Origin of the sequence: Nocardioides lacusdianchii, from assembly GCF_020102855.1 — a bacterium.
GTDB classification, from domain to species: domain Bacteria; phylum Actinomycetota; class Actinomycetes; order Propionibacteriales; family Nocardioidaceae; genus Nocardioides; species Nocardioides lacusdianchii.
In genome coordinates this window covers 18,812-37,726 of sequence record NZ_JADHZD010000025.1, presented here as the reverse complement: position 1 = coordinate 37,726, position 18,915 = coordinate 18,812, and the positions used below count along the sequence as shown (strand labels likewise).

13 protein-coding genes are annotated in these 18,915 nt (G+C 73.7%); 3 read left to right on the top strand and 10 right to left on the bottom strand.

Annotated features, from left to right (window positions below; translation table 11 throughout):
* Positions 1–205: 205 nt before the first annotated feature.
* Entirely contained in the window at positions 206–700 is a 495-nt protein-coding gene (locus IRX98_RS21235; protein WP_224280222.1) for a GNAT family N-acetyltransferase, read from the top strand.
* Positions 697–1,482, top strand: coding sequence for an LLM class flavin-dependent oxidoreductase (locus IRX98_RS21230; RefSeq protein ID WP_224280220.1), 786 nt, complete (start codon positions 697–699; stop codon positions 1,480–1,482). The genes IRX98_RS21235 and IRX98_RS21230 overlap by 4 nt, the downstream gene beginning before the upstream one ends.
* On the opposite strand, the gene IRX98_RS21225 is transcribed toward IRX98_RS21230, so the two are convergent.
* The 9 genes from IRX98_RS21225 to IRX98_RS21185 form a co-directional block, all read right to left on the bottom strand.
* Positions 1,463–2,746: a WD40 repeat domain-containing protein gene (locus IRX98_RS21225; RefSeq protein WP_224280217.1), complete on the bottom strand. Its 1,284-nt coding sequence runs from the start codon at positions 2,744–2,746 to the stop codon at positions 1,463–1,465. The two genes, IRX98_RS21230 and IRX98_RS21225, sit on opposite strands and share 20 nt — an antisense overlap.
* Before the next feature lie 132 nt (positions 2,747–2,878).
* On the bottom strand, positions 2,879–4,030 hold the full coding sequence (locus tag IRX98_RS21220) for an acyl-CoA dehydrogenase family protein (RefSeq protein ID WP_224280215.1): 1,152 nt from the start codon (positions 4,028–4,030) through the stop codon (positions 2,879–2,881).
* Positions 4,030–5,169 (bottom strand): acyl-CoA dehydrogenase family protein, encoded by a 1,140-nt coding sequence (locus IRX98_RS21215; RefSeq protein ID WP_224280212.1) that lies wholly within the window; start codon positions 5,167–5,169, stop codon positions 4,030–4,032. The genes IRX98_RS21220 and IRX98_RS21215 overlap by 1 nt, the downstream gene beginning before the upstream one ends.
* 1 nt (position 5,170) lies before the next feature.
* Entirely contained in the window at positions 5,171–6,322 is a 1,152-nt protein-coding gene (locus IRX98_RS21210) for an acyl-CoA dehydrogenase family protein (protein ID WP_224280210.1), read from the bottom strand.
* 102 nt (positions 6,323–6,424) lie between these two features.
* Positions 6,425–7,639 (bottom strand): S1C family serine protease, encoded by a 1,215-nt coding sequence (locus IRX98_RS21205; RefSeq protein ID WP_224280208.1) that lies wholly within the window; start codon positions 7,637–7,639, stop codon positions 6,425–6,427.
* A gap of 65 nt (positions 7,640–7,704) precedes the next feature.
* On the bottom strand, positions 7,705–8,202 hold the full coding sequence (locus IRX98_RS21200) for a GNAT family N-acetyltransferase (RefSeq protein ID WP_224280206.1): 498 nt from the start codon (positions 8,200–8,202) through the stop codon (positions 7,705–7,707).
* On the bottom strand, positions 8,199–8,726 hold the full coding sequence (locus tag IRX98_RS21195) for a SigE family RNA polymerase sigma factor (RefSeq protein WP_224280204.1): 528 nt from the start codon (positions 8,724–8,726) through the stop codon (positions 8,199–8,201). The genes IRX98_RS21200 and IRX98_RS21195 overlap by 4 nt, the downstream gene beginning before the upstream one ends.
* A gap of 1 nt (position 8,727) precedes the next feature.
* The gene (locus tag IRX98_RS21190) at positions 8,728–9,429 is read right to left on the bottom strand and encodes a hypothetical protein (protein WP_207084098.1); all 702 of its coding nucleotides are present in this window, start codon (positions 9,427–9,429) and stop codon (positions 8,728–8,730) included.
* A gap of 136 nt (positions 9,430–9,565) precedes the next feature.
* A complete protein-coding gene (locus IRX98_RS21185; protein WP_224280201.1) occupies positions 9,566–11,872 on the bottom strand; it encodes an ATP-binding protein in 2,307 nt (768 codons plus the stop codon).
* Between the two features lie 205 nt (positions 11,873–12,077).
* Here IRX98_RS21185 and pulA point away from each other — a divergent pair, with 205 nt between their 5' ends.
* Complete coding sequence (gene pulA / locus IRX98_RS21180) at positions 12,078–17,786, top strand: pullulanase-type alpha-1,6-glucosidase (protein WP_224280199.1); 5,709 nt, start codon at positions 12,078–12,080, stop codon at positions 17,784–17,786.
* On the opposite strand, the gene IRX98_RS21175 is transcribed toward pulA, so the two are convergent.
* A complete protein-coding gene (locus tag IRX98_RS21175) occupies positions 17,746–18,909 on the bottom strand; it encodes an MFS transporter (RefSeq protein ID WP_224280197.1) in 1,164 nt (387 codons plus the stop codon). The genes pulA and IRX98_RS21175 overlap by 41 nt on opposite strands.
* Positions 18,910–18,915: the final 6 nt, after the last annotated feature.

The window sequence follows — 18,915 nt, the reverse complement described above, 5'->3', positions numbered from 1 at the left end:
CGGCGACGGTCAGACCCTCACGGACCAGCGCCCAGAACTCCACCCGGACCGACATCGGACACACACGGCTGCGACGCACAGGACACCCCTCAGATCAGAGGTGTTGCATCCAGCCCTTGAGCCCAAGTCACCGTGGTGTGGATCCCGCCCCACGGTGACCGCACAAGGCGACGGGCCCGCGCTAAGGGTGTCTAGGCTCGCGCGCATGCCTGCACCTGACCTCGACCGCCTCGGACCCGACGACTGGCGCGAGTTCCGCGACGTACGCCTCGCCTCGCTCGCCGACGCGCCGGGCGCCTTCGGCTCCCGGCACGCCGAATGGGTCGACGCGACCGAGGAGCGGTGGCGCGCGCGCCTCACCGACGTACCCCTGACGGTCGTCGCACGGGAGGCGGGGCGCCCGGTCGGGGTCGTGTCCGGCGTCCCGGCGGACGACCACGTGGAGCTCATCTCGATGTGGGTCGCGCCCGATCACCGCGGCACCGGCCTCGCAGGACGGCTCGTCGACGAGGTCGTCGCGTGGGCCGCGGCGCAGGACCACGACACCGAGCTGATGGTGCGCGACGACAACGCGCCGGCGATCACGGCCTACGAGCGGGCCGGCTTCGCCGACCTCGGTGTCCCCGACGACTGGCCCGCGGACGAGCCGCGGGAGCGCCGGATGCGGCGCTCGCGCGGTGCGGCACGATCGACGTCATGACCACGCGCCGCGGCCTCTTCGTCGCCCCCTTCGACGCCCTCGCCGACCCACGCCTCGTCGGCGACCTGGCCGCCGAGGCGGAGGCGGCCGGCTGGGACGGCTTCTTCGTGTGGGACCACCTGCTCTACGGCGACCGCGTCACCGAGATCGCCGACCCGTGGACCTGCCTCGCGGCCGTGGCCATGCTGACCGAGCGGATGGTCCTCGGGCCCATAGTCACGCCGCTGCCACGACGCCGGCCGCAGGTACTGGCCCGGCAGGCCGCCAGCCTGGCAGTGCTCTCGGGCGGGCGGTTCGTCCTCGGTCTCGGTCTGGGCGACGACTGGGTGGGTGAGTTCAGCGCCTTCGGCGACGAGGCGGACCCCAAGGTGCGAGGTGCGATGCTGGACGAGGGGCTCGCGGTGCTGACCGGGCTGCTCGGCGGGGAGGTCGTCGAGGTCGCGGGCGAGCACCACGCGGCACACGGCGTACGCTTCCGGCCCGCGCCGGCGGTGCCGATCTGGCTGGCCGGGCGCTTCGGCAACAGGGCCCCGCTGCGCCGGGCGGCACGCCACGACGGCTTCTTCGTCATCGGCCTCGCCGGTCCCGACGACCTTGACGAGGTGACGACCGCGCTCGCCGGACACGCGCCCGCGCCGGGCTTCGACGTGGTGGTCGACCTCCAGCCCGAGCAGGACCCGGCGCCCTGGCTCGACCGGGGCGCGTCGTGGGTGCTGACCCGGATCGGGCCCTACGACCTCGATGTGGAGGAGGCGCGCCGCATCATCGCGGCGGGTCCGTGACGGGGTCGGGCGACGTAAGCCGCAGCACCCAGCGCGAGACGAGCCAGACCAGCAGCCCGACCAGCAGCGCGAGTCCTCCGCGCAGCCACGGCGGCGGCCACGGGCCGCGGTCGACCTCGCCGGGCGTGACGACCTGGAGGTCGCCGACGGTGGCCGAGGCCAGCTGGAAGCGGCCCACGCCGTAGCTCCCGAGGTCGCTGATCCGCATGAGCGGCTGTGGTGCGGCTCCGTCGAGCGGGACGCGGGAGAGGTCGTACGCCTCCGCGCAGCACGGGTCGTCGCCGGCGACCTCGAGCAGCGCCACGACCTCGCCCGCGTCGGTCCAGCCGAGCACGCGCCCCGCCTCCGCGAGCGGCAGCTCCATCGGGTCCGGCACGTCCGCGCCACTGGAGGGAGCGGACGGGTCGACGAAGGCGAGCCCCGTCGGCATCCCGGGGTCCGGGGCGCCCGCCGGGGCGCCCGAGGGCTCCAGCGTGGTCGTCGCGAGCAGCTGTCCGTCGGGGGACCAGGCGGCCGGGCCGGCGAGCGCCCCGACGGTCCCGAGGTCCCGGGTGCCGCCGCCGGCGAGGTCGACGACCGAGATCCGGGCGTCGGTGAAGGAGGTTCCTGCACGCTCGACGGCCAGCTCCGTCCCGCCGGGGGAGAAGGCGACCGCGGTGACGTCGTCGCCGGGGAGGAGGTCGGTGGAGTCGTCGCCGAGGTCGAGCACGCCGACCTCGCCGGCGATGCGCTCGCCGGTGTAGGGGTTCGTCGGCTCGGGGGACAGCAGGTGCGCCAGCGTCGTGCCGTCGCGCGACCAGGCCACGGGCAGCACGCTCTGGCCGGTCGGCAGCGAGTGGCTGGTCGCCTCACCGGTGAGGAGGTCGACGACCACCACGTCGGGGTCGGCGGTCTCGTGGTCGCCGACGGCCACCTTCGTGCCGTCGGGAGAGAGCAGCATCGGGGCCGGGTCGCCCTGCGAGGCAGCGCTCGCGCGATCCTCGGCCGCGTCCACGCGACGGTAGGCGTCCCCGCCGGCACCCAGCACGACAGCCTGCGGGAAGTCGAAGAGCTCGACGCCCCAGCCGTGCTGGAACAGCGCCACGGCGGCGCCCGGCGCGGAGGACGTGACGCTGCCGGTCAGGTGGGAGTACGCCGCGAGGTCGCGCGGCACCGCCGCCTCACCGGGCTCCGCGGGAGCAACGTCGCCGGGCGAGGTGAGCGCGATGGCGATCGCGGCCGCGCCGAGGCCGACCACCCAGGACAGCCCCCCGACCACGCGCATGCGCTGACTCTAGCGGCGGGCCGGCTCACCTTCGCGGCGTTGTGCGGTCGTCATGGTGCGGCAGCCGCACCATGGCCACCGCACAACGGTGGCGATCCCCGGGTAGCCGGGGACTCCGACTGCAGGGGCGGCTCAACCGAAGGCGCTGATCCCCGTCTCGGCTCGGCCGATGAGCAGCTTCTGGATCTGCGAGGTGCCTTCGTAGAGCGTCATCACGCGGGCGTCGCGGAGGTACTTCGCGACCGGGAAGTCGTCGACGTAGCCCGCGCCGCCGTGCACCTGGATCGCGTTGTTGGCCGCGCGCACTGCCGCCTCGGAGGCGAAGAGCTTGGCTTTCGAGGCGGCCACGCCGTAGGGCTCGCCCCGGTCGATCAGGTCGGCGCAGCGCCACGCGAGGAGCCGGGCGGCGTCGGCGTCGAGCGAGATGTCGGCGATGAGGTCCTGCACGAGCTGGAACGACGCGATCGGCTTGCCGAACTGCGTGCGCTGGGTGGCGTACGCCACCGACGCCTCCAGGCAGCCCTGCACGATGCCGACGCAGCCCGACGCGACCGCGAGGCGGCCCTTGTCGAGGGTGCCCATGGCGATCTTGAAGCCCTGCCCGACCTCGCCGAGGCGGGCGGAGTCCGGGACGCGTACGTCGTGCAGGAACAGCTCGGCGGTCGCCTGGCCGCGCAGCCCGAGCTTGTGCTTGATCTCGCGGGCCTCGAAGCCGGGGGAGTCGGTCGGCACCAGGAACGCCGTCACCCCGCGCGGGCCGTCGTCGCTGGTGCGGGCGAAGACCAGCGCCACGTCGGCCCAGGTGCCGTTGGTGATGAAGAGCTTCTGCCCGGTGATCACCCAGTCCGAGCCGTCGCGCGTCGCGCGCGAGGTGAGGTTGCCGGCGTCGGAGCCGGTGCCGGGCTCGGTCAGCCCGAAGCAGCCGAGCTTCGTCGCGGCGGCGAGCTGCGGCAGCCACTCCTGCTTCTGCTCCTCGCTGCCGTGGAAGAGGATCGACTTGCCGACCAGCCCGCTGCTCACCGACACGATGCCGCGCAGGGCGGAGTCGGCGCGGCCGAGCTCCTCCATGGCGAGCGAGTAGGTGACGTAGTCGCCGCCGACCCCGCCGTACTCCTCGGGGATGGTCAGGCCGAAGAAGCCGAGCTCGGCCATCTTCGGCACGATCGCGAGGTCGACCGACTCGTCGTGGTCCCACTGCATGCGGTGGGGGACGGCCTCGCGCTCGAGGAAGTCGCGTGCGAGGTCACGGAAGGCCTGCTGCTCCTCGCTGAGGGACAGGTCCATCAGAGCGCCTCCACCAGCTCGTGGTCGGTGACCCGACCGGCGAGCCGCGACAGGTGGTGCGGCGCGTTGCCGAGCCACTGGTCGAGCACCTCGAGGTGGGCGGTGCCGACGCCGACGGCGTACTCGGCGGTCATGCCGATGCCGCCGTGGAGCTGGATCGCCTCCTGCCCGATGTGGCGCCCGGCGCGGCTCACCTGGAGCCCGACCCGGTCGGCGGCCTCGGCCACGACCCCGCGGTCCCCGCCGGCGATCGTCATCGTCGCCCAGTCGACCATGCTGTGGGCGAGCTCGAGCGAGACGTACATGTCGGCGGCGCGGAAGGTGAGCGCCTGGAAGGTGTTGAGCGTGACCCCGAACTGCTTGCGGCTCTTGAGGTAGTCGGACGTCGCGCGCACCTGGCTCTGCATGACGCCGAGCGCCTGGTTGGCGCCCATGATCCGGGTCAGGTCGCTGATGGTGGCGATGCTCGGAGCGAGGTCGCGACCGGGTGCGCCGAGCGGCGTGGCGGCGCTGCCCGTGAAGCGCACCGAGGCCGCGCGCGTCAGGTCGGCCGTGGCGTAGCCGGTGCGCTCGACGTCGGCAGCGTCGACCACGAACACCCCGGTGCCGCCGTCGTCGGGCAGCGCGGCCGTCACGATGATGACGTCGGCGGACTCGCCGGCGACGACCGGGTCAGCGACGCCGTCGAGCGTCCACGCGTCACCGGAGACGGAGGCGCGTACGCCGTCCGCGCGCGAGGCCCAGCGCCCGCCGGGCGAGGTGTCGGCCGCGGCCAACACGACCTCACCGGCGCTCAGCCGGCCCAGCAGGTCGGCCTTCTGCTCGGGCGAGCCGAGGGCGGCGACCAGGCCCCCGGCGTGCACCACGCTGGCGAGGTAGGGCTCGGGCGCGAGCACCCGGCCCAGCTCCTGGCACACGATGCCGATCTCGACCGGCCCGGCGCCGACGCCGCCGTGCTCCTCGGCGAAGGGCAGCCCGAGGACGCCCATCTCGGCCAGCCGGCCCCACAGGGCGCGGTCGAAGCCCGGCTCCTCGGCCACCGTGCGGCGCCGCGCGTCGTGGTCGGCGTACGCCGTCGCGAGGAGGCCGCGCACGGCCTCGCGCAGTGCCTGCTGCTCGTCGTCGTAGGTGAAGTCCATGTCACAGTCCCAGGATCGTGCGGCTGATGATCTGGCGCTGGATCTCGTTGGACCCGCCGTAGATCGACGCCTTGCGGAGGTTGAGGTAGGTCGGGGCCGAGCGGCGGGCCCAGCCGTCCTGCGGGGAGTCCTCGTCGGCGCGCGAGGCCAGCGAGGCCGGTCCGGCGAGGTCGAGGGCGAGCTCGCTCACCGCCTGCTGGAGCTCGGTGCCGCGGAGCTTGAGGACCGAGGACGCCGGGTGCGGCTCGCCGCCGGCCGAGTGCGCCACCACACGCAGGGCGGTGAGCTCGAGGGCGAGGAGCTGGTTCTCCAGCTCGGCGACGCGGGCGCGCACCATCGGGTCGTCCATCTGGGCCGCGGCCGTGGTCTTGAGGCTCGCGAGGGCCCGCTTGGTGGCGCCGACCGGGGCGACGCCGACGCGCTCGTTGCCGAGCAGGAACTTGGCGATCGTCCAGCCCTGGCCGGGCTCGCCGACCAGCAGGTCGCCGGGCACGCGGACGTCGGTGAACCACACCTCGTTGACCTCGTGGCCGCCGTCGATGAGCTCGATCGGGCGGACCTCGACGCCGGGGGTGGTCATGTCGATGAGGAGCATCGAGATGCCGGCCTGCTTCTTCACCTCGGGGTCGGTGCGCACGAGGGTGAAGATCCAGTCGCCGTGCTGGCCGAGCGTGGTCCAGGTCTTCTGGCCGTTGACGACCCAGTCGTCACCGTCGCGCACCGCGGTCGTGCGCAGGCTGGCCAGGTCGGAGCCGGCGTCGGGCTCGGAGAAGCCCTGCGACCACCAGATGTCGAGGTTGGCGGTGTCGGGGAGGAACCGCTTCTTCTGCTCCTCGGTGCCGAACTGGGCGATGACCGGGCCGATCATCGAGGCGTTGAAGGCCAGCGGGATGGGCACGCCGGCGCGCTGCATCTCCTCGTGCCACAGGTGGCGCTGGAGGTCGGTCCAGTCCTGGCCGCCCCACTCGGTCGGCCAGTGTGGGACCGCCAGGCCCTCGGCGTTGAGCACGCGCTGGCTCTCCACGATCTGGTCGCGGGTGAGGTGGCGACCCTCCAGGACGGTGTCGCGGATCTCCTGGGGCACCTTGGTGGTGAAGAACTCCCTCATCCGTGCGCGGAACTCCGCGTCGGCGGGGCTGAGCTCGAGCTGCATGCGACTCCTCCGGTCGGTCGGTGCCCCCATCATGTCGACCCACCGGTAACCGGTCCACGCACGCACTCCCGCCCCGCGCGCCGGGACGGGAGCGCCGGGCGCTCAGCCCTCGGTGGCGTCGCTGTCGAGGGTCACGCTCGCCTCCTGCTCCTCACCGTCGCGGAGCCACGTCACCGTGACCTCGTCGCCGGGACGGTAGGAGCGGATGGTCGCGACGAGCGAGTCGGCGCCCGTGATGCGCCGGTCGTCGATCGAGGTGATCACGTCGCCGGGCTCGATGCCGGCCACCTCGGCCGTGGACCCGGCCGTGACGTCCTCGATCCGCGCGCCCGCCTCGTCGTCGGTGATCCGGATGCCGAGGCGTGCGTGGGTGGGCGTCTCGCCCTTGGCCATCTGGTCCACGATCGGCATGACCTCGTCGATCGGGATGGCGAAGCCGAGGCCGATCGAGCCCGCCTGGCCCGACTGGCCGTACGGCGACTGCGACGCCGCGGTGCGGATCGAGGAGTTGATCCCGACGACGGCCCCGGTCATGTCGACGAGCGGACCGCCGGAGTTGCCCGGGTTGATCGCCGCGTCGGTCTGGATCGCGGGGTAGGTCGTGGAGTTGCCCTCGTCGTCGGAGCCCACGTTGACCGGGCGGTCCAGCGCGCTCACGATGCCGCTGGTGACGGTGGCGTCCAGCCCGAAGGGCGAGCCGATCGCGACGACGCCCTCCCCGACGCCGAGGTTGGCCGACTTGCCGATCGTCGCGGGCGTGAGGTCCGAGACGCCGGCTGCCTGGATCACCGCGGTGTCGGTGAGCGGGTCGGTGCCGAGGATCTCGGCCTCGGTGCTGGTGCCGTCGTCGAAGGAGACCCGGATCGCGCCGCCGTCCAGCGCCCCCTCGACCACGTGGTTGTTGGTGAGGATGGTGCCGTCGGCGGTGAGGACGATGCCCGAGCCGGACCCCGTGCCCTGCGCGCCGGCCACGTCGATCTTCACCACGCTCGGCAGCACCTCCTGCGCGACGGCCTCCACCGATCCTTCGGGGGCCGGAGCCTCGGTCTGCGACACCGGGGAGGTGGAGACGGAGCCGGCCGGCACGGAGGTCGCGGCGTCGTCGCGGGTCACGTCCCACAGGGCCGCGCCGCCGACGCCGGCACCGCCGCCCACGAGGAGCGAGGTCGCGACGACCGCCGCCGCCAGGCCCGTACGCCGCTTGCGGGGCTCGCGCTGCGGCTCACGCTGCAGGGCGGGCGGGGGAGCGGGGGTGCCCCACGGGGACGGCTGGGGGGAGTGCTGGGGGTCGTGCTGGGGTGTGGATGCGTCGCTCATGCCTCGAGCCTGCGCCGCGACCCTGTGGATGCCCTGAGAACGCGCTGGGAAGGCACCCAGATCTGTCAGCGCGCGTCGCGCAGGGCGTACCTCGGGTGCTCCAGGGGCCAGTCCCGCGCGATCCACTGCGGCACGAGCTCGTCGAGCGCCTGCTCGAGCTCGGTGCCGACGCACTCGTCGACGACCCACCACGAGATCTCGGCGTCCGAGCCCGGAACCCCAGGAGGATCGATGTAGACGCAGCCCAGCAGTGCCGTCTCGTCGGTGTCGAAGAGCGCGTAGTTGAAGGATTCGTGGGTCTCCATCTCGGCCGCGTGGCGGGCCAGGTCGGCGCGGTCGTCCTCGTGGGTCATGTCGGCCGGTGGCCAGCCCCAGGCCGCGCCGTAGATCCGCCACAGCCGCTCCCGCGACCCCATCACCGCGACCATGTCGAGGTCGGTGTCGTCGGGGTGGATGGGGCGCAGGTGGTGGCCGAAGGGGACCTCGACGCGGGTCGGGTGGACGAAGTCGTCCGGCAGCCACGGGTCGGGCGTCTGGTCGGTCACGGGTTCCTCCCGGGTCATCCGGCGAGCATGGCGCAGTCGGCACGCCGGCGGAGCGCGGCGAGCGCGCGGTGGGTGTTGGACTTGACGGTGCCGGTCGAGCACCCGAGCACGGCTGCGGTCTCGGCGACGCTGAGCTGCTCGTAGTAGCGCAGCACGACCGTGGCGCGCTGCTGCGCGGGCAGCTCGCGCACCAGGGCCCACAGCTCGCCCGTCCCGGCCTCCTCCGGACCGGGCGTGCCGGCCCGGTCCGGCACGTGCGCCGTGCTCACCTCGCCGTGGCGCCACGGCTGGCGGTGCCAGCTGACGTGCTGGCGCACGATGGTGCGCCGGAGGTAGGCGTCGGCGGCACCCTTGTCGCGCAGGCTGTCCCACCGGGCCAGCACCCGCACGAGGGAGGCCTGGAGGACGTCCTCGGCCGTGTGCGGGTCACCGGTGACCGACCACGCCCAGCGCAGCAGCACGGGTCGCCGCGCGGCGACGTACGTCGCGAAGTCGAGGTCGGTCCCCGCGACGACCCTCAGGTCCGGGGCGGTCGTCGTCACCTCACGCCGCCCGCGTCGACCGGAGCAGCCCGGCCGCCACCACGACCAGCCACAGCGGACCGGTCATCCCCGCCATGTACTGCAGCGGGCTGACCAGGAACAGGGCGGTGATGCCGCCCAGCACGAGGCTCACCCAGCCCAGCCACCGGGCGTACGCCCCCTGGCGCAGTGCCGCGCTCGCGAGCGCCAGGCCGCTCAGGCCCGCGCCGCCCCACAGCCACGGGATGGTGCCGATCCAGTGGTTGAAGAAGACCGCCGTCTCCGGCACCAGGAGCCCGGGGTCCTCGGCGAGGCCGAAGGCGAACTCCGTGGTCAGGCCCGCGCCGAGCAGCTGCGCGACGGCCACGAGCCCGAGGCCCGCGACCGCGATGCCGGGAACCAGGCTCTCGGCGGCGGTGCGCGCGCTCAGCTGACGGTGCAGGCCAGCGGCGAAGACGACCAGCAGGACGCAGGACAGCATCGTCGCGGTGTGGAAGGCGATGACCTGCGGCACCTGCTCGGACAGGCGCTCGGTGATCGCGGCGGCGTCGCCCGAGAGGTCCGGGTCGTAGACGGCGTCCACCGTCCCGCTGGCGATGGCGCCGGCGATGCCGAGGACGCCGGCGCCGAGCCCGGCGAGGACCCAGCCGCGACCGGCCGGGTCGGACCGCGGCGCCGAGGACGCCTCGGTGGTCGTGGTGGTCTGGTCGAGCGTGCTGCTCATGGCGGCTCCTGCTGTGGTGTCGGGGCACGGTGTCGTGCCGTGGCACCACCTTCGGACCGCGCGGGCCTGCGGACCACGGACAGCAGCAGGTGTACGAGTGGTGTGCGGGTCGCCCGGTCGGCCGGACCGGCGCGGATCAGCCGGGGGCGCCGAGCATCGACGCTGCGCTCTCGGGCGCGAGCCCGCGCCCGGTGTCCAGCGCGTCGTCGTAGCGGTCGGCGCCGAGGTGGAGGCGCGCGGCGTCGGCGGCCGCGAGGATGGCTGCGGGGTCGGGGCGGTAGTAGCCGTAGCCGTGGGCGCCTTGGGTCTCGCGGATGGCCTGCGCCGCACCCAGCAGCAGCGGCACCCGCGCGTGCTGCCCGGTGGCGGCCGCCAGCACGGCGCCGGCGTCGAGGAGGTAGGCGAGGTTGGCCTGGTCGCCGGTCTCGAGGGAGAGCCGGGTGCTCTCCTCGAGGTGGCCCCGCGCGGCCTCGTGGTCGCCACGGCCGAGCTCGACCTGGAAGAGGTTGTAGAGGGCGATGTAGGACGACAGCCGGTCCTCGCGGCCGCGCGCCGACTCCAGGCCGGCCTCGATCAGCCGCACCGCCTCGTCGGGATCGCCCTCGAGCAGGGCCACCGTGCCGAGCCAGACGTGCGTGAGCCCCCAGGTCCACTGGACCTCGGCGCCCCCGCGCTCGGAGTGGCCCATCGCCTCCTCGAAGCGGTCGCGGGCCACCGCGAGGTCACCGGCGACGAGCGCTGCGAGGCCCTCGCCGGCGACCGCGTTGGCGAGGATCGCGGGGTCGTCGCCGCCATGGGCGTGGGCCCGGACCCACCAGGCGCTCGCTGCCTCCACGTCGTCCATCGCGAAGGCCATCGTGGCTGCGGCGAGGGCGGCCCGGGCGTGCACCTCGTCCGGCAGGTCGGCGCTGTGGCGCAGGGCGGTCTCGGCGAAGCGCCGGCCGTGGTCGTGCTGGCCTCGCAGCCACCAGTAGAGCCAGAGCTCCCACGCCATCCTCGCCGGCGTCTCGGGGTCGCCGAGGGCCAGCGAGCGCTCTGCTGCGGCGGTGAGGTTGGCGTGCTCGAGGTCGATGCGGGTCAGGGCGGCGACCTGGCCGCCGTCGCGGTAGCTCGAGTGGTTGGCCTCGGCGACCCGGAGGTAGTGGGCTGCGTGGGCGGCGACGGACTGCTCCCACTCGCCCGCCTCGTGGAGCAGGTGGCGGGCGTACTGCGCCACCGGTTCCAGCAGGCGCATCCGGCCGCTGGGCTCGGCCACCACCAGGGAGTGCTCGACGAGCACCTCCAGGTCGCGCACCACGTCGGTCCCGTCGATGCCGCACGCCGCTGCCACGGACTCGAGGTCCGCGAGGCTGGTCCCGTCCGCGAAGGCGCCCATCAGCCGGAGCAGCCGGCGGCTGGGGCCGTCGAGGAGCCCGTGGCTCCAGTCCAGGGTCGCGCGCATGGTGCGCTGGCGCGGAGGCAGGTCGCGGGGTCCCGCCTCGAGGGCGGTGTCGAGCCGGGCGAGCAACGAGCCAGGGTCGAGCAGCCGGGCCCGCGCCGCAGCGAGCTCGAGCGCGAGCGGGAGCCCGGCGAGCCGCTGGCAGGTGGCGGTGACCGTCGCCGCCTCGTGGGGCTCGGAGCCCCATCCGGGGCTGACCCGCTGGGCACGGTCCAGGAGCAGCGTGGCGGCGGGCGAGGGCGACCCGTCGGGGAGGTCGCGCACCTCCAGCGGGTCAACGGCGTACTCCGTCTCGCCGCGCACCCGCAGCGGGGCGCGGCTGGTCGTCAGCACGGTGAGGTCCGGCACCGCCTCGACCAGGGCGGCGACGTGCGGCGCGGCGTCGAGGAGGTGCTCGACGTTGTCGAGCACGAGCAGCAGGTCCTGCCCGCGCAGCCGGTCGACGAGGTCGTCGGCCACGGGCCGGCCGGGGTCACGGACCGCGCCGACCGCCTCCGCGACGGCCGGCAGCACCTGGTCGACCTCGAGCAGTGGCGCGAGCTCCACGAGACGTACGCCGTCGGCGTAGCGCTCCTGCACCGCGGTCGCCGCAGCCAGGGCGAGGCGGGTCTTGCCCACCCCGCCGGGTCCGCTCAGGGTCACCAGCCGGCTGGACCTGAGCAGGTCGCCGATGCGGGCCACGTCGTCGTCGCGCCCGATGAGCGGCGTGGCGGGCGTGGGCAGGGCGCGCGAGGAACGAGCGGGGGCGGTGCCCGGCGCTGCGCGCGCGGATCGCGGGGGCACCGCGGCCAGCAGGGTCGTGCGCTGGTCGTCGTCGAGCTCGAGCGCAGCGGCCAGCGCGCGCAGCGTGTGGGGGTAGGGACGGGTGCGGGTCCCGCGTTCGAGGGCGCTGATGGCGTGCGGACTGAGCGTGGCCCGCTCGGCCAGCTCCTCCTGCGACAGCCCGGCGGCCTCCCGCATGGCACGCAGCACCGACCCGAGAGTGTGCGCGCCGACCTCGCCCACCAACGCCTCCCCTGTGGTGTCGTGCCGGTGAGTGTAGTGAGGGCGCACCCCCCGAGCGCCGAGGATTTCCCGGGCAGTTCTGCAAGATCCGCCCCAGTCACCGCGCAGCCGTTGTGAAAGATCTTGCAGGCATTGCAAGACCTGCCACGGGGGGCCTACTGTGACGCCCGCCACGTCGATCGACCTTCACCTTCGGGAGCCACCAGTGCGCCGTCCCCTGTCCCGCCCCTCCGCACGCGCCGGCGTCGTCCTCGCGGGCCTCGCCACCGCCCTCACCTCGCTGGTGGTGCTGCCACCGTCAGCCAACGCCGAGCACCGGGAGGGCCCGCCGACGACGGTCACCCTCGTGGGCAGCCTCCAGGACGAGCTCGGCTGCGCCGCCGACTGGGCGCCCGCCTGCACCGAGTCCGGGCTGACGCAGGCCGACGACGGGAGCTGGGTGCTGGAGGCCGAGGTGCCGGCCGGGACGTACGCCTGGAAGGTCGCCCTCGACGGCTCGTGGGAGGAGAACTACGGCGCCGGGGGAGAGGCCGGCGGCGCCGACCTGCCGCTCGTGCTGGAGCACCCCGCACGGCTGCGTTTCAGCTACGACGATGCCAGCCACCGCCTCGCCGTCGAGCCCGCCGAGCGACCCTCCGCGAGCCCGACGGCTGCGGACCGCGAGCTCGCCGGCACCTCGTTGCGCGGTCCGCTGACGCGAGAGAACTTCTACTTCGTGATGGCTGACCGGTTCGCCAACGGCGACCCCGACAACGACGCCGGCGGGCTGTCGGGCGACCGGATGGCCACCGGCCTGGACCCGACCGACAAGGGCTTCTTCCACGGCGGCGACATCCAGGGCCTCTCCGACCGGCTCGACTACATCGAGGGGCTCGGCACCACCGCCATCTGGCTGACCCCCAGCTTCCAGAACCGGCCCGTGCAGGGCGCCGGCGCCGACGCGAGCGCCGGCTACCACGGCTACTGGGTCACCGACTTCACCCGGATCGACCCGCACTTCGGCACCAACGCCGAGCTCGACGCGTTCATCGACAAGGCGCACGGGCGCGGCATCAAGGTCTTCTTCGACATCATCACCAACCACACCGCGGACGTCATCGACTACGAGGAGAAGCAGTACGGCTACGTCGGCAAGGACGCCGAGCCCTACCGCGACGCCGCCGGCAACGCCTTCGACGACCGTGACTTCGCCGGCACCGAGGACTTCCCCGAGCTCGACGCCGCGACGTCGTTCCCCTACACCCCGACCTTCCGCTCCGAGGCCGACCGGACGGTGAAGGTGCCGGCCTGGCTCAACGACCCGACGAACTACCACAACCGCGGCGACTCGACCTTCGCCGGCGAGTCCTCGACCTACGGCGACTTCGTCGGCCTCGACGACCTCTTCACCGAGCAGCCGGACGTCGTGGACGGGATGACCGACATCTACCGCGCCTGGGTCGACCTGGGCATCGACGGCTTCCGCATCGACACCGCCAAGCACGTCAACATGGAGTTCTGGCAGGAGTTCGCCCCGGCCATCCGCGAGCACGCCGCGTCGGTCGGCAACGACGACTTCTTCGCCTTCGGCGAGGTCTACGACGCCAACCCGGCCTACCTGTCGCAGTTCAGCACCACCGGTCGCCTCGACGCCACGCTCGACTTCGGCTTTCAGGACGTCGGCCTCGGCTTCGCCAAGGGCGGTGCGACGACCCGGCTGCGCGACTTCTACGCAGCCGACGACTTCTACACCGACGCCGACTCCAACGCGTACGCCTCGCCCACCTTCCTCGGCAACCACGACATGGGGCGCATCGGCACCTTCCTGCAGGGCGGTGACGCGGTGCTCGAGCGCGACCGCCTCGCGCACTCCCTGATGTACCTCACCCGCGGCCAGCCGGTCGTCTACTACGGCGACGAGCAGGGCTTCGTCGGCGACGGCGGCGACAAGGACGCCCGCGAGGACATGTTTCCCAGCAAGGTCGGGTCCTACAACGACAACGACCTCATCGGCACCGACGCCACCACGGCTGAGGCCAACTACGACACCTCGCACCCGCTCTACGCCACGATCCGCGACCTGGCCCGGCTGCGCCGCACCTATCCGGCGCTCGCCGACGGCGCCCAGCTGCACCGCTACGCCTCCAACGGCGCGGGCGTCTACGCCTTCAGCCGCATCGACGCCGAGGAGCGCCGCGAGTTCGTGGTGGCCCTCAACAACGCGACCACCGCGAAGACCGTGACCGTCGGCACCGAGATGGCCCGCGCGGGCTTCAAGCAGGTCTGGCCGGCGTCGAAGGCGTCGCTGCGCACCGACGCCGAGGGGCGTACGACGATCACGGTGCCGCCGCTGTCAGCGACGGTGTGGCGCGCGTCGGGCACGCTGCCCAGGCGCAAGGACGCCCCGGCGATCCACCTCGAGAAGCCCTCGGCCGGTGGCGTCGTCGGCGGCCGTGCGCCGATCACCGTCGGGGTCCCCGACGGCGGCTTCAACCAGGTCACGGTCGCCTGGCGGCCCGTGGGCGCGGACGGCTGGACGCCGCTCGGCACCGACGACAACGCGCCCTATCGCGTCTTCCACGACGTCACCGCGATGCCGAAGGGCACGCTGCTGGAGTACCGCGCGGTCCTGCGCGACAGCAGCGGCAACCTCTCGGTCGCCTCGTCGTGGGCGACGGTCGGCGAGCCCGAGGCGGAGCCGACCCCCGGTGGCGGCGGCAACGGCGGACCGGTCACCCAGCCCGCGGCCGTGTCGGTGCCCGGCAGCCACAACTCCGAGATGGGCTGCCCGGGCGACTGGCAGCCCGACTGCGCGGAGGCCCAGATGGCGCTGGACGCCGACGACCAGGTGTGGAAGCGCACGGTCGCGCTGCCGGCCGGCGACTACGCCTACAAGGCGGCCATCGACGGCACGTGGGACGAGAACTACGGTGCCGGCGGTGTCCGCGGCGGGGCCGACATCCCGCTCGCCCTCGACGCCCCGCGCGACGTGACCTTCTACTACGACCACCGCTCCCACTGGGTCACCAGCGACGCCCAGGGCCCGATCATCACCCTCGCCGGCAGCATGCAGTCCGAGCTGGGCTGCCCGGGGGACTGGGCGCCCGACTGCATGCGCGGCTGGCTCCAGGACCCCGACGGCGACGGCACCTTCACCGCGACCGCCACGCTGCCGGCCGGCAGCTACGCCACCAAGGTGGCGCACGGCCTGTCATGGGCGGAGAACTACGGCGCCGACGGCGTCCGCGACGGGGCCGACATCCCGTTCGAGGTCCCGTCCGGAGGGGTCGAGGTGGTCTTCACTTACGACGTGAGCACGCACCGCCTGCAGGTCTCGACGCGCAGTGCCGGTGCGGCTCCCGACCTCGGCCAGGCGCGAGCACAGTGGCTGCGCCGCGACCTCGTCGCGTGGGACGTCGCCGACACGAGTGGCCGCCACCGGCTGCACTGGTCGCAGGCCGGCGACCTCGCGGTCGACGCCGAGGCCGTCACCGGCGGGTCGAGCGTCCCGCTCACCCACGACCCCGCCGGGCTTCCCGCCGACGTGCTCGCCGACTTCCCGCACCTCGCCGGCTACGAGGCGTTCCGCCTCGACCGGGCGGCGGCGCGCCGGGTCCCGGAGATCCTCACCGGGCAGCTCGCGGTCGCGGCGTACGACTCCTCGGGAGCATTGCGCGACGCCACCGGCGTGCAGGTGCCGGGCGTCCTCGACGACGTGTACGCCGACGCCGCTGACGCCGACCTCGGGCCCACCTGGCGCGGCAACCGGCCGACGCTGTCGCTGTGGGCACCGACCGCGCAGGACGTCGCCGCGGTGGTCGCCGGACGGCGCGTCGAGATGAGGCGCCAGCGCGACGGCACCTGGACCGTCAGCGGTCCGGCGTCGTGGCGGGGTGCGGCGTACGCCTTCGACGTGAAGGTCTGGTCACCCGCCGCCGGCGAGGTCGTCACCAACCGCGTCACCGACCCCTACTCGGTGGCGCTGACCACCAACTCCGAGCAGTCCCTCCTCGTCGACCTGGCCGACCCGGCCCTGGCCCCGGCCGGCTGGTCGCGGACCACGCCGCCGGCGATCGCGCAGCCCGAGGACCGCAACGTCTACGAGCTGCACGTGCGCGACTTCTCCATCGGCGACGAGACGGTGCCGGCGGCGGAGCGAGGCACCTACCTCGCCTTCACCCGCGACGGGTCCGCCGGCATGCAGCACCTGCGCCGCCTCGCCGACGCCGGGCTCAACACCGTGCACCTGCTGCCGGTCTTCGACATCGCCACGATCGAGGAGCGCCGCTCGGCGCAGCAGGTCCCTGCCTGCGACCTGGCCTCGCTGCCGCGCGACTCCGAGAAGCAGCAGGAATGCGTCGAGGCGGTGCGCCCGGGCGACGGCTTCAACTGGGGCTACGACCCGCTGCACTACACCGCGCCCGAGGGGTCGTACGCCACCGATCCCGAGGGCACCCGCCGCACCGTCGAGTTCCGCCGGATGGTCCAGGGCCTCAACGGCTCCGGGCTCCAGGTCGTGATGGACGTGGTCTACAACCACACCGCGGCCAGCGGGCAGGACCCGAAGTCGGTGCTCGACCGGATCGTGCCGGGCTACTACCACCGCCTCGACGCCAAGGGCGCGGTCGAGACCTCCACGTGCTGCGCCAACACCGCGACCGAGCACCGCATGATGGAGAAGCTGATGATCGACTCGGTGCTCACCTGGGCGCGCGACTACAAGGTCAACGGCTTCCGCTTCGACCTGATGGGCCACCACTCGCTCGACAACATGACCCGCCTGCGCGCCGCGCTCGACGGGCTGACCGTCAAGCGCGACGGCGTCGACGGCAAGGCGATCTACCTCTACGGCGAGGGCTGGAACTTCGGCGAGGTCGCCGACGACGCCCGCTTCACCCAGGCCACCCAGCGCAACCTCGCCGGCACCGGCATCGGGTCCTTCAGCGACCGGCTGCGCGACGCCGTGCGCGGGGGAGGGCCCTTCGACGAGGACCCGCGCGTGCAGGGCTTCGGCTCGGGCCTGTTCACCGACCCCAACGGCGCCGAGGTCAACGGCACCGCCGACGAGCAGCGCGAGGAGCTGCTGCACCAGCAGGACCTCGTGAAGCTCGGGCTCGCCGGCAACCTCGCCGACTTCCGCTTCCGGTCCTCGACCGGCGAGGAGGTGGTGGGCTCCGAGGTCGACTACAACGGCCAGCCCGCCGGCTACGCCGCAGACCCGTCGGAGACCGTCACCTACGTCGACGCCCACGACAACGAGACCCTCTACGACTCGCTGGCCTTCAAGCTCCCCACCGGTACGTCGATGGCCGACCGCGTGCGGATGAACACGGTCTCCCTCTCGACGGTGGCCCTCTCCCAGGGCGTGGTCTTCTGGCACGCCGGCACCGACCTGCTCCGCTCCAAGAGCCTGGACCGCAACTCCTACGACTCCGGCGACTGGTTCAACCGGATCGACTGGCAGCGGCGCGACAACACCTTCGGCTCCGGCCTGCCGCTGCGCGCGGACAACGAGGACAAGTGGGACTACATGCGCCCGCTGCTCGCCGACCCCGCGCTCGACCCGGGGAGCGCGGCGATGGACGAGGCCCACGCCCGCGCCCAGGACCTGCTGCGGATCCGGATGTCGTCACGGCTCTTCCGCCTCGGCAGCGCGGAGGCCGTGCAGACGAAGGTGTCCTTCCTCGACGCCGAGCCGGGGGTGGTCGCGATGCTCGTCGACGACACCGCCGGCACCGACGCCGACCCGGACCGCGACGGGGTGCTGGTCGTCATCAACGCCACTCCGGAGACCACCACGGTCGCCGGGACCGGCGCGGGCTGGACGCTCCACGACGTGCAGGCCAACGGTGGCGACGCCGTGGTCAAGGGCAGCACGGTCGCCGCGGACGCTGTCACCGTGCCGGCTCGGACGACCGCGGTCCTCGAGCGCTGAGCGTCCGGCCGGGGAGGACGGCCGCCAGCACGGCGGCGAGCGAGGTGGCGGCCATGGCCGAGAGGGCCACCGGGAAGGAGAAGGACGCAGCCAGGGCGCCCGCGACCACCGCTCCCGACGCCGTACCCGCGTCGAAGCCGATGTTCCAGCACGCACTGGCGGCGGGGATGCGGGTCGGGCCCGCGGCTGCGAAGGCCGCCACGAGGGTGAGGTTCTGGAGCGCGCCGTAGGACACGCCCAGGACGGTCGCAGCCACGACGAGCGCGGCGGGACTTCCCTGCGCCACCGCCCAGGCGCACCCCGCCATGGACGCCGCCGCCAGGAGCAGCAGCGGTGCGAGGAACGGACGTACGCCGTGGCGGTCCGCCAGCGCCCCGACGAGCCAGCGCGCCAGCGCGGCGGTCAGGCCCATCCCCAGCAGCAGCGCCATCGCCACCGTCGGATCCGCGAGCAGGGGAGCGAAGGTGACCAGGCTGCCGCCGGCCATGGTGACGGCGAAGAGGACGACCGTGGGGGCCAGGACGGCGAGGAGCAGGCGACGGTCCGGCCGGCCGGTCGGTGCAGCCGTGGCAGGTCGGTCGTGCCCGAGGCCGCGGAGGACGGTGCCCAGGCCCCACGCCGCGGGGATCCCGACGACAGGCAGCGCAGCGATCCAGAAGACCCACGCGAAGCCGAGCGCGTCGGCCAGGGGGACCGAGGCCGGGAGCAGCACGAGCGAGGGAAGGGCGACCGCCAGGCCGTAGGCACCGATGGCGGCGCCGCGTCGTGAGGGATCGACGAGACGGGCGGCTGCGGCCGAGCCGGTGACCGTGAGGATCCCGAAGCCGATCCCGCGCAGCGCGGAGAGCGCCAGCACCCAGGGGAGGGTGTCGGAGAGCAGGTACGCCGGCGCAGGCAGGCCGAGGAGCAGCAGCCCGGCGACGAGCACGCCCCGGGTGCCCCACGTGGTCAGGGCGCGGGGCACGGCCAGCTGGGCCAGGACCGTGGCGCCGAGGAGCACGCCGTTGACGAGGCCGGCACCCGCCTCGGTCGCCCCGCCGTGGATCGCCCACGACGGGCCGACCGCGAGGAGTGCGGCGTAGCCGGCGAAGCCCGCGACCGAGAGGAGCCCCAGCTGGGGCATCCCGGT